Consider the following 13,075-nt stretch of genomic DNA (forward strand, 5'->3'; position numbering starts at 1 on the left):
CGTGAGGAAGGGACCCTTCCTCTACCGCAGGCGTTGGGAAGGGTCCCTTCCTCACACCTCAGACGGTTGGTGCCTGTTCGCTGATGTCGCTCAGCGCGGAGCTGGGGTCGAGCTGCATGGCGAGGTCGCCGAGGGAGACGATGCCGACCAGCTTGCGGTCGCTGTCGCAGACCAGCACCCGCCGGATGCCCCGCTCCCGCATCAGGGCCGCCGCCTCGGCCGCGGTCGAGTGCTGCTCGATCATCACCACCTCGCGGGTGATGATCGAACCGATCGTGGTGGTGGCCGGGTCGCTGCGCTCGGCCACCGCCCGTACGACGATGTCCCGGTCGGTGAGCATGCCGGCGAGGGTGGCGCCGTCGGTGACCACCACGTCGCCGATGTCCGCCTCCTTCATCACCCTGGCCGCCTCGTCCAGGGTGGTCTCGGCGGGCAGGTAGATGACCTGCTTCGTCATCACGTCGCTGACCCGGTAACCGGTCATGAGAGCCTCCAGAACGCATTCAGTCGATCGGACTGCGGTACCCCGTGACACATTCGCTACACCACGTCCCCGCGTTCCCGGTCTACCGTTCGGCGAGCCGGTCCGCCAGTTTGTCGACCGGCAGTTCGACGCGCTCTCCGGACGCCCGGTCGCGCAGTTCCACGTACCCGTCGGCGAGACGGCGGCCGACCACGACGGCGCGCGGGATGCCGACCAGCTCGGCGTCGGTGAACTTCACCCCGGCGGAGACGTGCGTCCGGTCGTCGACGAGCACCCGCAGGCCGGCGGCGGCGAGTTGCCCGCCGAGCTCCAGCGCCGCCTCCAGCTGCGGCCCCTTCCCGGCAGCCACCAGGTGTACGTCGCACGGCGCGACCGCCGTCGGCCAGACCAGTCCCCGCTCGTCGTGGTGCTGTTCGGCGATGGCGGCGACCGCGCGGGAGACGCCGATCCCGTAGCAGCCCATGGTCGGCCGGACCGGCTTGCCGGCGGGGCCGGGCACGTCGACGGCGAAGGCGTCGGTGTAGCGGCGACCGAGCTGGAAGATGTGCCCGATCTCGATGCCGCGCCGCATGGTCAGCTCGCCGGTGCCGCAGGCCGGGCAGGGGTCGCCGGGGCGCACCTCGGCCGCCTCGATCGTGCCGTCCGGCACGAAGTCCCGGCCGCAGACCACCCCCGTCGCGTGCCGGCCCGCCTCGTTCGCGCCGGTCAGCCACGCGCTGCCCGGCACCACCCGAGGGTCGACCAGGTAGCGGATGTCGAGCTTCGCCATGACCTGCGGGCCGATGTAGCCCCGGACCAGCTCGGGGTGGGCGTCCCAGCCGTCGAAGACGCCCACGGTGGCGGGGGCGACCGCGGCGCCGAGTCGCTTCAGGTCGACCTCGCGGTCGCCGGGCAGCCCGACCACCAGCAGTTCGGTCTCCTCCACGCCGGGACGGCGCAGGGCGAGCACCACGTTCTTCAGGGTGTCGGCGGCGGTCCAGTCGTCCCGCCCGCCCAGGCGTCGGGCGTTGGCCAGCGCGACCAGGCTGGCGATGGTCGGGGTCTCGGGGGTGTCGTGCACCTCGGCCGCCGGCTGCGCTTCGGGGTCGCCGGCCGGCGGGGCGGGCGTGGTCACCGCCTCCGTGTTGGCCGCGTAGTCGCATCCGGTGCAGCCGACGAACGTGTCCTCGCCGACGGGCGTCGCCGCCAGGAACTCCTCCGACGCCGAACCGCCCATCGCCCCGGACGTCGCGTGCACGATCGTGTGCTCCAGCCCGAGCCGGTCGAAGATCCGCCGGTACGCGCCCCGGTGCCGCTCGTACGTCGCCGCGAGCCCCGCCTCGTCGAGATCGAACGAGTAGGCGTCCTTCATCAGGAACTCGCGCCCGCGCAGCAGACCGGCCCGGGGCCGCGCCTCGTCCCGGAACTTCGTCTGGATCTGGAAGAGCGTCACCGGGAAGTCCCGGTACGAGGTGAACAGGTCCTTCACCAGCAGCGCGGCAAGTTCCTCGTGGGTGGGCGCGAGCAGGTGCTCCGCGCCCCGCCGGTCGGCGAGGGTGAAGATGTCGTCGCCGTACTCCGTCCACCGGCCGCTGGTCCGGTAGGGCTCGGCCGGCAGCAGCGCCGGGAAGTGCACCTCCTGGTCGCCGATCGCCGTCATCTCCTGCCGGACCACCTCGGTGACCCGGTCCAGCACCAGCTTGCCCAGCGGCAGCCAGGTGTAGCCGCCCGGTGCGGCGCGACGGATGTAGCCGGCCCGCAGCAGGAGCCGGTGGCTCGGCACCTCCGCGTCGGCCGGGTCCTCGCGCAGGGTCCGCAGCAGCAGGGTCGACATGCGTAGCAGCATTGGCGCAGCGTACGGCGGCCGATGGTGGGGCGACGATCCATTTCGGGTACGACGGTCAGGCGGATTGCGGGCCGGGTGGCGCGACCGGGGCGGCGCCCGGCCCGGCCGGCGCGTTCCGCCCGCCGTCTCAGCCGGTGGCCTCCGTGCCCTGGTCCAGCAGGACGGCGAGCCGTCCGGCCGCTGCCGGGGCGTGCAGGTGCAGCCGGGCCACGTTGATGCTGTCCTCGCCGACCACGGCGAGCAGCGCCTGCTGGCTGACCGCGTAGACGCTCAGGTAGCCGTCGGCGTTGCGGACCGTGGACTGCTGGAAGTCGCCCTGCCCCAGCCGGAGCCCGACCTGCCGGCCCACCCCGTACGTGGTGGCGGCGAGCGCCGCCAGGTCGTTCGGGTCGACGTCGGTCTGCAGGTTGTGTGTGATGAGCAGGCCGTCCACGCCGCCGAGGACGCAGCCGTGTACGCCGGGGATGTGCAGGCGCAGCTCCGCCAGCTCCCGCCCGATCGCCGGGTACGGCAGCGACGTGTTCCCGGCCAGCGACGGAGGCAACCGGCGAGGTGGCGGCAGGGTGGCCGTGTCGCGTGCGGTGCGGCGGGGAAGGGGCGTGTCGGTGTCGTGGATCCCGCTCACAACTCCAGGCTCTCCTCGATGGTGCGCAGCTGGTGCCGCGCCATCGCCAGGTTGGCGCGGCTCTTGCTCACCATCAGGTAGAGGAACAGCCCCTTGCCGGTGCGGCTGGTCACCGGGCGGATCAGGTGGTACTGGGTGCCGAGCGTGATGAGGATGTCCTCGATCTCGTCGTTCAGGTTGAGCATCTCGATGGTGCGCAGCTTGGCGCGGACGACGTCGGTGTTGCCGGCGGCGGCGACGGTCAGGTCGATCTCCCCGGTGCCTCCGGCCACGCCGAGCGTCATGCCGCTGTTGTAGTCGACGAGTGCGGCGCCGATGGCGCCGTCGATGCTCATCGCATGCTTCAGTGCCACATCAAGGTTCGGCACGGTGTTCTCCCCGGGACTTACGGGCGGCGCCATCCTCTGCCCTACAGAGGGTCACCCGGTGGTGACGAGTGGCGTGACCTCGTGAAAAAGGTTTGGACGAGGCTCGCACACCGGGGGCCGCGGCGCACCTGGTGACGCCGCCATCCAACTGACCGGACCGGGCGGGCTGGCCGGGCAGTCCCGCAAGTGGGACGCTCCGACGGATGGCAGACGGTGTCCCTGGACTGCTTCCGCCCCGAGCGGGGCGAGGACGACGCATCCCGCCACGCTTGCACCGTCCACGATGACGTCCGCCACGTTTGCCCGTCGACGGCCCCCGCCGCCGGGCCTCCTGGTGAAGACTGTCCCGCGTCGGGAAGGGACCCTTCCTCTACCGGAAGCGTTGGCAAGGTGCCCTTCCTACCGCACGGCGGAGGGATGATCAGGTGCTCTGGCGCAGTTTCGTGGCGGTGGGGGACAGCTTCACCGAGGGCATGGACGACGCCTACCCGGACGGCAGCTATCGGGGCTGGGCGGACATGGTGGCAACCCGGCTGGCCGCCGAGGCCGGCCCCGACTTCCGGTACGCGAACCTGGCCATCCGTGGCCGGCTCTTCCCGGGCGTGGTGGCCGAGCAGGTGCCCGCCGCGCTCGCCATGAAGCCCGACCTGATCAGCTTCGCCGCCGGCGGCAACGACGTGCTCCGCCGCAGCTTCGACCCGGACGCGATGGTCACCCGCTTCGACGACGTGGTGCGGAAGCTGCGTTCCGGGGGTGCCGACGTGGTCCTCTTCCGGTTCGCCAACGTGATGGCCCGGCTGCCCGGCCAGCGGCTCGTCGCGCCCCGGGCGCAACTGCTCAACCGGGCCGTCGGCGAGACCGCCGAGCGGCACGGCGCGATCCTGGTCGACCTGTACGCCGACGACACGTACCTCAACCCGATGCTCTGGAGCACCGACCGGCTGCACCTCTCCGAAGCCGGGCACCGGCGGGTCGCCGCGCAGGTGCTGACCGCGCTGGGCGTCGGCTGCGACGAGGAGTGGCTGATGGTGCCGGAGCACCCCGCGCCGACGCCCTGGCTGGCCGCCCGTGCCGCCGACCTGCGGTGGGCCGGGCAGCACCTGGCGCCGTGGATCAAGCGCCGGCTCACCGGCCGGTCCTCCGGCGACACGGTCACCGCCAAGCGCCCGCTGCTCGGCCCGGTCGTCGACTGAGACATGCTCACCCTGCACACCGCGCCGCTGCTGCGGACCGCGCCCGACACCCCCGTCACCGCCGGGGCCGCCGTCGCGGTCGGGGCCGACCGGATCATCGCGGTGGGCCCGCTGGCCGAGCTGACCGGGGCGTACGCCGGAGCCCGGATCCGCCGCTGGCCGGGCACGCTCGGGCCGGGGCTGGTGCACGACGGGCCGCTGCCGGCCGCCGACACGCCCCGCGAGCGGGTGCACGCGCTGCTGCGACTCGGGGTGACCGCCGTGCTGGCCGGCCACGTGACCGATCCGGCGCTGCGGGCGGCCGTGGACCGCAGCGATCTGCTGGTGCTGCCGGCCGCCGTACCGCCGACGCTGGTTCCCGGCGGGCGCGCGGACCTGGCCGTCCACGACGCCGACGGCGCCTGCCTGGTGACCGTGGTCGCCGGCCGGATCACCCACCGCCGAGCCTGACTTCGCGCCCGTCCGTGCCGTTCGGGCGAATCCGCCGTCGAACCCCGCCTCGTCGGACCAATCCGTCGACGAATCCGCGTCGTCGGGAGAATCCGTCGACGCTGCGCCGTCAGGTGATCCGGGTCCACGTGCGTGTGATGCCGGGACCGACGCCGGTGATCTGGGCGGATCCGGTGCTCACGACGACCGTGTCGTCCCGCAGCACCTCGACCGACAGGGTGGCGTCGGTGTCGTACCGCAGCGCGGCGCGCAGCTCGGGCACGTCGACGTAGCGTCCGTCGGCCCAGAAGCCGACGCTGCCGTAGGCGCCGGTGACGGTGAGGATCCCGCCGTTCGCGGCGGCGACGTCACTGACGTTGTCGGGCAGGCCCGGTCGCTGCTCCCACCTGCTCCCGACCAGCCGCCACACCTGCTTCGTCGCCGTCACGTCGAATCCGTCCTCCCGGACGCTCACCAGCCAGGCGTCGGCACCGTCCGGGGAGACCAGGAGCCGTCCGGCCCCCGCCACGGCCGGCAGCTTCCGCCAGCTCGCTGCCCCGTCGGCGCTGACCAGGACGGTGAGCCGGTCTCCGTCGCGTACGGCCAGCCAGAGCCGCCCGTCGCCGCCCTCGACGAGCCTGTGGTCGGATTCCTGGCCGAGGGGCACCGGGGGTTGCGGCCGGACGTGACCGGAGCCGATCCGTGACAGCTCCCGTCGGGGACACGGCCTGCCTTCCAGGCCGCGTCTGCCCGGGCAGCGGACGACGAACCCGCTCCGGGTGGCGGTGCTCGCCTGCGTGGCCGGCGGCGGGGCGCCGAACGAGTGGCGGGACCAGGCAGCGCCCCCATCCGTGGTGACGAGGTACCCGTCGCCGACCGCCACCGTGAGCGTCCGGTCGTCGACCGGCAGCAGGCGCGCCAACCCCTTCGTGTCGGCGAGCCTGGCCGTCGGCTGCCAGGTCGCCCCGCCGTCGGTGGTCCGCCCGACGGTCCGCCGGCAGCCGGTCGCGTCCGGATCGCCCGGACCGCCTGGGTCGCAGGTGTCGAAGAGCGCCCAGCCGTGCCGGGCATCGACGAATCGCAGTTCGGTCAGCTCGCCGGGCGCGCCGGGCAGGACGACTCTCCGTTCCGGGAGCTGCCCGGTGGGTGTCGGCGACACGGAGGGGACGGGCGTCGGGGCTGGCGGGCCGGGATCCGCGCCCCGGCCGGCGGCGACGAACGCCCCAGCCGGGCCGGCCAGGAGGAGCGCGCCCACACCCGCCACCAGCCGCCGGCGGCGTCGCCGACGGTCGCGTACCTGGCGTTCCGCCGCCGGTACGCCCGGTGGCCGGAAGCTGGTCAGGGTGTTCGCCTCGAACTCGGCGAAGATCTCGTCCAGGGCGGTCTCACGCATCGTGGGACTCCTGCCGTTCGGTGAAGAGGGTGGCCAGCGTCGCCCGGCCCCGGGACAACCAGGAGCGGACGGTGCCCTCGGGAGCGCCCATCTGGTCGGCGATCTCCGCGACGCTCAGGTGCGCCAGGTGCCGCAGCACGATGGCTCGGCGCTGACTCGCGGGCAGGGAAGCCAGTGCCCGGCTCAGCGCCACCCGGTCCGGTTCCGGGCCGGGCACGTGTTCCTCCCGCTGGCGGGCCAGGTGCCGGACGGCGGTGCGGACCCGGCGCAGGCGGCTGGTGGCCAGGTTCCAGGCGACCCGACGGACCCACGCGGAGGGATCGTCGTACGCGCTGATCCGGTCCCAGCGTTCCAGCACCCGGCAGAACGCCTCCTGGGTCAGGTCCTGTGCCTCGGCATGGTCACCCAGGTACGCGTAGAGCTGCACCGCAAGCCGGTGGAAGTGCGCCTGGTAGAAGTCCGTGAAATCCACGGGCGACACGGCGGCCCGGGGTGACCCGGTTCGGTGCCGTACGGTCATGGCGATCCTCGGTGGTCGGTGGTCTCACCCACTGTCACGCGCGACGCGTCCCATCCGCTGCGCCGATTTCCGATGACCGCCGCGGGCCCGCGATCGGGCGTACCTTGGGGATCATGCCTGTGCCGAGCGATCCCGATCCCCGACTCCAGTCGTACGCGGACCCGGGCCGACTGGTCACCACCGAGTGGCTGGCCGCGCACCTGGGCGACGAGGGCCTCGTCGTGGTCGAGTGCGACGAGGACGTGCTGCTCTACGACACCGGTCACATTCCGGGCGCCGTGAAGGTGGACTGGCACACCGAGCTGAACGACCAGGTGACCCGGGACTACCTCGACGCCCGGAGCTTCGCCGAGCTGTGTGCCGCCAAGGGCATCGGCCGGGGCGACACCGTCGTCTTCTACGGTGACAACTTCAACTGGTGGGCCGCGTACGCCCTGTGGGTGTTCTCCCTCTTCGGCCACCCGGACGTGCGGCTGCTCGACGGCGGGCGGCAGAAGTGGGTCGCCGAGGGCCGCGAGCTGACCCGGGACAGGCCGGCCCGGCCCCGCGCCGAGTATCCGGTGCCGGTGCGCAACGACGCGCCGGTCCGGGCGTACCGCGAGCAGGTGATGGCGCACGTGGCGGCGGGCAGGCCGTTGGTCGACGTCCGGTCGCCGGGCGAGTACACCGGCGAGATGCTGCACATGCCGGACTACCCGCAGGAGGGCGCGCTGCGCGGCGGGCACATTCCGGGCGCGGTCAGCAAGCCGTGGAAGTCCGCCGCCAACGACGACGGCACGTTCAAGCGGGCGGACGAGCTGCGCGCGATCTACGCCGACCAGCTCGGGCTCAGCCCGGACGACGACATCGTGGCCTACTGCCGGATCGGCGAGCGGTCGAGCCACACCTGGTTCGTGCTGCGGCACCTGCTGGGCTACCCGCAGGTGCGCAACTACGACGGCTCGTGGACCGAGTGGGGCAACCTGGTCCGGGCCCCCGTGGTGCAGGGCGACCAGCCCGGCGGCCTGAACGGTTGACCGCCGGGGCGCGGACGGTGGGGCTCAGCCGACGGCGAGGGAGACCTCGCCGTACAGGTTCCGGACCACGCCGGTGACCTCGCCGGTCTCCGGCCGCCAGCGCAGCAGCCCGCCCGGGTCGTAGCGGAGCAGCACCGCCCCGTCCCGGTCCCAGCCGAGCACCTCGCAGCAGCTCTTCCAGCGGCCGAAGCCCACATTGAGCAGGTGGGTCGCCACGCCGGTTCCCGCGTTCAGCAGCGCGACCCCCTCCATCCCGCTCGAACTGCCGATGGTGATCCAGCCGGCCCTGACCACCAGGTCGCCGCGCTGCCAGCCCCGCCCGTAGAACTCGTCGACCTGGTTGCCGCGGGGCAGCGCGCGGAAGTCGACCGGGCGGCTGTCCCGGTGTGTGACGCCGCTGACCGATCGGATCCGCGTCACGCTCAGCGGCGTGCCGCCCACTTCGAGCAGGGCGTCCGGCCGGGCGGCCGGGTCGGGGGTGATCACGTCCCAGGGCGATGCCGGCAGCTTTCTCGCGGTGCCGGTGACCCGGTCCACCTCGTACGTGGTGTCGTCGTCGCCGACGAGCAGCCGGTCGCCGGACCAGAGGACGTGCTCCAGGTAGCCCTTGAGGGGGTGGCGGCGGACGGCGGCGGTGGTCAGGTCGACCACGATCACCTCGTCGGTCTGGGCGAAGGCGGCGGTGCGCCCGTCCGGGGAGAGGCTCCCGTTCTTCAGCGGCACCGCCTCGTTGCCCTCGGCGTCTCGGGTCCTGGCGAGGGTGACCACGTCGAGGTCCCGGACGAGGCCGTCGTCGCCGAGCACCCGGATCCGCCCCTCGACGGCGGTCTCCGGGTCGACCGGCTGGTACAGCGCCAGCGCCTTGTGGACCGGGCGGGCCGAGAGCGTCGCGCCGACCGGGTCGCCGAGGCGACCCAGCGGGTCCCCGGGATAGGCCAGGTCGGCCGGGACCGTCCGCACGGGCACGGGGTGCGGGACCGCACTTCGGCTCGGCGTCGCGGTGGTTGCCGGTGGCGACGGATCGGCGGGGCGCAGGGCCAGCGCCGTACCGCCGGTGAGCAGCGCGACCGCGAGCGCGACGGCACCGGCAGCACGGCGGGTGCGCCGCACCCGGCGGGCCCGTTCCCAGCCGGTCGCCGCAGGGTGCGCAGGCCGGACGTCCTCGACGACGACGGTGAGCAGTCGGCGCAGTTTCTCTTCCCTCACGGGTTCACCTCCATCCCGGTGACCAGTCCGTCGCCGGATCGTCCCTCGTCGTGACCCAACTCCGGCGCGACCTCGCGGAGCCGGCGCAGCGCCGCGTGGCACTGGCTCTTGACGGTGCCGACGGTCACGCCGAGCGCCTCGGCGGTGGCCGCCTCGGTGAGATCCTCGAAGTAGCGCAGCACCAGCACGGCCCGCTGCCTGGGCGGCAGGTGGCCGAGGGCGTCACGCAGCGCGAGTTGCAGTGCCCGGTCACCCTCGGTCGTCGTCCGCTCCGGCGGATCTGCGCTCAGCCACTCCCGGCGACGACGCCGCCACCAGGAGACGGCGTCGCGGTAGAGGATCGCCCGCACGTACGCGGCCGGGTCGCCGTGCCGGACGTTGGGCCAGCGCAGGGCGAGCTTGAGCAGCGCGTCCTGGAGCAGGTCCTCGGCCTGGTGCCGGTTGCCGCAGACCAGGTAGGCCGCGCGCAGCAGCCGATGCTGGTGGCACGCGACGAAGGCGACGTAGCCGTCCCGCCCGTCGTCGGTCGTCGGCGGTCCCATCCGCCCTCCCTCCGGCCGGCCGTCACGCATACCGCGTCACCAGTCAGACGCACGGGGACCCGGAAAAGGTTGGGCACCGTCCGGCATCGCTGTGAACTCCCTCGCAGGACGGATCAGCACCGCGTGCGGACGTGGCGGACGGCGGCCCGGACGTGAGCCAACCGACGGGTAACGGAGGCTCCACGCCGGGCCGGTAGCGGTCTACGCTTGCCCGGTGACGGTGGAGCAGCAGGCACGGGGCAGGGCAAACGGTGCTGCGGGGTCGGGCCGGCGTCGGTCCCGCAAGGACGAGATCCTGGAGATCGCGGTCGGCCTCTTCGCCTCCCGGGGCTACCACGGCGTCTCGATGGACGACATCGGCGCGGCTGCCGGGGTCACCGGCCCGGCGCTCTACCACCACTTCGCCGGCAAGGAGGCCATGCTGGTCGCCGCGCTGATCCCGGTCAGCGAGGAGCTGCTGGCCGGCGGTCAGGAGCGGTCCGCCGGCCACCCCGACGACCCGCGCGGCGCGCTGGAGTCGTTGATCGACTTCCACGTCGACTTCGCGCTGGCCAACCCGGCGGTGATCGCCCTGCACCTGCACGAGCTGGACCGTCTCCCCGACGAGCCCCGGCGCCGGATCCGCCGGCTCCAGCGGCTCTACGTCGAGCAGTGGGTGACCGTGCTGACCGCGCTGCATCCGGGCATGCCCGACGGCGAGGCGCGGGTGCTGGCCCATGCCGCGTTCGGCCTGATGAACTCGACGCCGTTCCTCGGCGGTGAGGTGGACCGGCGCCGGCGGGCCGAGTTGCTCCGCGCCGCCACCCTGGCCGCCCTCCTGGCACACCCCGAATCCTGACCCGGGACCGACGTCGATGCGGCGCCGGGTAGCGTCCGTCCGGGTGCGGTACCGGTCGGTCGGGCGCGTCTCCTGGGGCATGAGGGGGAAAGGCGCTCCGCCGACTCGTCAGTAACCCGTCGGCCGTGCTTCCCTGGCACCCGTCCCGACCCCCGTACGCTGGGAGGAAACATGATCGAGTCGCTGCTGGTCGCCAACCGGGGCGAGATCGCCCGCCGGATCATCCGCACCGCCAGGCGGCTCGGCATCCGCGCGATCGCGGTTCACTCGGAGGCCGACGCCGGCCTGCCGTTCGTGTTGGAGGCCGACGAGGCGGTGTGCGTGGGCCCGGCCAACCCGGCCCAGAGCTACCGTAACGTCGAGGCCATCCTCGCGGCCGCCAAGTCGACCGGCGCGCAGGCCATCCACCCCGGCTACGGCTTCCTGTCGGAGAACGCCGACTTCGCCCGTACCGTCGAGGCGAGCGGGCTGGTCTGGATCGGGCCCGGCGCGGACGCGATCACCGCGATGGGCGACAAGATCAACGCCCGGAACCTGATGGCGGCGGCCGGGGTGCCGGTCGCGCCCGGCACCACCGACCCGGCGGCCGACCTCGACGCGGCGGTCACGGCGGCGGCGGAGATCGGCTATCCGGTGATGGTCAAGGCCGCGGCCGGTGGTGGCGGCATGGGCATGGGCGTGGCGACGGACGAGGCCGCGTTGCGCACCGAGTACGACAAGGTGCGCTCCTTCGCCGAGCGGATGTTCGGTGACGGCTCGGTGCTGATCGAGCGGTTCTTCCCCCGGGTGCGCCACGTCGAGGTGCAGATCCTCGGCCTGGCCGACGGCCGGGTGGTGGCCCTCGGCGAGCGGGAGTGCTCGGTGCAGCGGCGCAACCAGAAGCTGGTCGAGGAGTCGCCGTCGCCGGCGGTCTCCCCGGAGCTGCGGGAGCGCATCCTGGCGGCGGCTGTGCGGGCCGGCGAGGCGGTGAGCTACCGCAACGCGGGCACCGTGGAGTGCCTGCTCGATCCGTCGACGCAGGAGTTCTTCTTCCTGGAGATGAACACGCGGCTCCAGGTGGAGCACCCGGTCACCGAGCTGGTCTACGGCGTCGACCTGGTCGAGGAGCAACTGCGGGTGGCGTCCGGCCTGGCGCCGACCTTCGACCCGGACGCGCTCGCCCCGCGCGGGCACGCCATCGAGCTGCGGGTCAACGCCGAGGACCCGAAGCGCTTCCTGCCCGGTCCCGGCGCGATCCAGACCTGGGTGGAGCCGACCGGTGAGGGCGTCCGCGTCGACTCCGGCTACGTCGAGGGCAACATCGTCACCCCGTTCTACGACAGCCTGATGGCCAAGCTCATCGTCAGCGGTGCCACCCGCGCGGAGGCGATCGAGCGCGCGAGGGCGGCGGTCGCCGCCTTCGACCTGACCGGCCCGAAGAACAACCTCCCCTTCTTCGCCGAGCTCTTGGAGAACGAGGAGTTCCTCTCGGGCGACTACGACACCGCCCTCGTTTCCCGCATGCGCTGACCGCCCGCCGCCCACCCCCGTTGATCATGAGGTTGGCCGTTGCGAAAGCGACAATCCGCCCCGCCAGCCTCATGATCAACACAGTTGGGTGCGGGGTGGTGGGGCGGGTGGGAGGCTGGGAGGGTCCAGGACAGCGCGCGTCACAGTGAGGTGGCCATGACGGAAATGCCAGCAGCGGTGTCGATCCGCGAGGTCGGGCCGCGCGACGGGCTCCAGAACGAGGAGCCGATCCCGACCGACGCGAAGGTGCGGCTGCTCGACGCCCTCTCCGGCACCGGGGTGAAGAGGATCGAGGCCGTCTCGTTCGTGCACCCGAAGGCGATCCCGCAGATGGCCGACGCCGACGAGGTGTGGCAGCGGGCCGCGAAGGCCGGCGGGGTGCGCTACTCGGCGCTGGTGCCGAACACCCGGGGTGCGCAGCGGGCCCTGGCCGCCGGGTTCACCGAGATCGAGGTGGTGGTCTCGGCCAGCGACACGCACAACCGGCGCAACGTGAACCGGTCCACCGAGGAGTCGCTGGACGACATCGCCGAGCTGATCGACCTGCTGCACGGGGCCGGCGCGCAGGCCGAGGTGATCGTCGCGACCAGCTTCGGCTGCCCGTACGAGGGGGACACCGACCCGGCCCGGGTGGCCGCCATCGTGGACCGGGTGGTCCGGGACGGCGCCGACCGGGTGGCCTTCGGCGACACCACCGGCATGGGTACGCCCCGACGGGTCCGCGAGCTGCTGACCGCGGTACGCGACCGCAACGCCCACATCCCCGTGCTGCTGCACTTCCACAACACCCGGGGCACCGCGCTGGCCAACATGCTGACCGCGCTGGAGCTGGGGGTGACCGAGTTCGACGCCAGCGTCGGCGGCCTCGGCGGCTGCCCGTACGCGCCGGGGGCCAGCGGCAACCTGGCCACCGAGGAGGCGGTGCACATGCTGCACGACATGGGTGTGGACACCGGCATCGACCTGGACGCGTTGATCGAGACGGCCGAGCTGGCCGAGCGGCTGGTCGGCAGGCAGCTCCCGTCCGGGGTGCTCCGCGCGGGCCCGCGTACGCGGTTGACGCCGATGCCGAGCTGACCGCTCGGGAACGCGGGGAGGGGCCGGCGTCGTGCCGGCCCCTCCGACGT

Annotated in this window: 14 protein-coding genes; 6 read left to right on the plus strand and 8 right to left on the minus strand. The window is 73.1% G+C overall.

The window, feature by feature from the left end; translation table 11 throughout:
• Window positions 1-58: 58 nt before the first annotated feature.
• From AB0D32_RS04905 to AB0D32_RS04920, 4 genes are all read right to left on the minus strand, one after another.
• Entirely contained in the window at window positions 59-484 is a 426-nt protein-coding gene (locus AB0D32_RS04905; RefSeq protein ID WP_357085016.1) for a CBS domain-containing protein, read from the minus strand.
• 82 nt (window positions 485-566) lie between these two features.
• Window positions 567-2,309, minus strand: coding sequence for a proline--tRNA ligase (locus AB0D32_RS04910; protein WP_357085018.1), 1,743 nt, complete (start codon window positions 2,307-2,309; stop codon window positions 567-569).
• 127 nt (window positions 2,310-2,436) lie between these two features.
• Window positions 2,437-2,934: a roadblock/LC7 domain-containing protein gene (locus AB0D32_RS04915; RefSeq protein ID WP_357085020.1), complete on the minus strand. Its 498-nt coding sequence runs from the start codon at window positions 2,932-2,934 to the stop codon at window positions 2,437-2,439.
• Window positions 2,931-3,302: a hypothetical protein gene (locus tag AB0D32_RS04920; RefSeq protein ID WP_357085022.1), complete on the minus strand. Its 372-nt coding sequence runs from the start codon at window positions 3,300-3,302 to the stop codon at window positions 2,931-2,933. Before AB0D32_RS04920 ends, AB0D32_RS04915 begins: the two co-directional genes overlap by 4 nt.
• 425 nt (window positions 3,303-3,727) lie before the next feature.
• Between AB0D32_RS04920 and AB0D32_RS04925 the strand changes: the two genes are divergently transcribed.
• Together AB0D32_RS04925 and AB0D32_RS04930 are read left to right on the plus strand one after the other, a co-directional pair.
• Window positions 3,728-4,495 carry an SGNH/GDSL hydrolase family protein gene (locus AB0D32_RS04925; RefSeq protein WP_357085024.1) on the plus strand — a complete coding sequence of 256 codons (768 nt, stop codon included), beginning with the start codon at window positions 3,728-3,730 and terminating at the stop codon, window positions 4,493-4,495.
• 3 nt (window positions 4,496-4,498) lie between these two features.
• Window positions 4,499-4,945, plus strand: coding sequence for a hypothetical protein (locus AB0D32_RS04930; protein ID WP_357085026.1), 447 nt, complete (start codon window positions 4,499-4,501; stop codon window positions 4,943-4,945).
• Between the two features lie 109 nt (window positions 4,946-5,054).
• Here the strand turns inward: AB0D32_RS04930 and AB0D32_RS04935 are convergent, their stop codons facing one another.
• A complete protein-coding gene (locus AB0D32_RS04935; protein WP_357085028.1) occupies window positions 5,055-6,317 on the minus strand; it encodes a hypothetical protein in 1,263 nt (420 codons plus the stop codon).
• Complete coding sequence (locus tag AB0D32_RS04940) at window positions 6,310-6,837, minus strand: SigE family RNA polymerase sigma factor (RefSeq protein WP_357085030.1); 528 nt, start codon at window positions 6,835-6,837, stop codon at window positions 6,310-6,312. The genes AB0D32_RS04935 and AB0D32_RS04940 overlap by 8 nt, the downstream gene beginning before the upstream one ends.
• Window positions 6,838-6,950: 113 nt before the next feature.
• Here AB0D32_RS04940 and AB0D32_RS04945 point away from each other — a divergent pair, with 113 nt between their 5' ends.
• Window positions 6,951-7,853, plus strand: a complete 903-nt coding sequence (locus AB0D32_RS04945; protein ID WP_357085032.1) for a sulfurtransferase — start codon at window positions 6,951-6,953, stop codon at window positions 7,851-7,853.
• 24 nt (window positions 7,854-7,877) lie between these two features.
• Here the strand turns inward: AB0D32_RS04945 and AB0D32_RS04950 are convergent, their stop codons facing one another.
• Both AB0D32_RS04950 and AB0D32_RS04955 read right to left on the minus strand, forming a co-directional pair.
• Window positions 7,878-9,059 (minus strand): hypothetical protein, encoded by a 1,182-nt coding sequence (locus AB0D32_RS04950; protein ID WP_357085034.1) that lies wholly within the window; start codon window positions 9,057-9,059, stop codon window positions 7,878-7,880.
• Complete coding sequence (locus tag AB0D32_RS04955) at window positions 9,056-9,601, minus strand: SigE family RNA polymerase sigma factor (RefSeq protein WP_357085037.1); 546 nt, start codon at window positions 9,599-9,601, stop codon at window positions 9,056-9,058. Before AB0D32_RS04955 ends, AB0D32_RS04950 begins: the two co-directional genes overlap by 4 nt.
• 214 nt (window positions 9,602-9,815) lie before the next feature.
• On the opposite strand from AB0D32_RS04955, the gene AB0D32_RS04960 reads away from it, so the two are divergent.
• The 3 genes from AB0D32_RS04960 to AB0D32_RS04970 all read left to right on the plus strand — a co-directional run bounded on the left by AB0D32_RS04960 (window position 9,816) and on the right by AB0D32_RS04970 (window position 13,025).
• Complete coding sequence (locus AB0D32_RS04960) at window positions 9,816-10,439, plus strand: TetR/AcrR family transcriptional regulator (RefSeq protein WP_357085039.1); 624 nt, start codon at window positions 9,816-9,818, stop codon at window positions 10,437-10,439.
• A 171-nt stretch (window positions 10,440-10,610) separates the two neighbouring features.
• The gene (locus tag AB0D32_RS04965) at window positions 10,611-11,948 is read left to right on the plus strand and encodes a biotin carboxylase N-terminal domain-containing protein (protein WP_357085042.1); all 1,338 of its coding nucleotides are present in this window, start codon (window positions 10,611-10,613) and stop codon (window positions 11,946-11,948) included.
• Window positions 11,949-12,113: 165 nt separating this feature from the next.
• Window positions 12,114-13,025, plus strand: coding sequence for a hydroxymethylglutaryl-CoA lyase (locus AB0D32_RS04970; RefSeq protein ID WP_357085669.1), 912 nt, complete (start codon window positions 12,114-12,116; stop codon window positions 13,023-13,025).
• Window positions 13,026-13,075 lie beyond the last annotated feature (50 nt).

It is taken from the genome of Micromonospora sp. NPDC048170, assembly GCF_040652795.1.
Lineage (GTDB): Bacteria > Actinomycetota > Actinomycetes > Mycobacteriales > Micromonosporaceae > Micromonospora.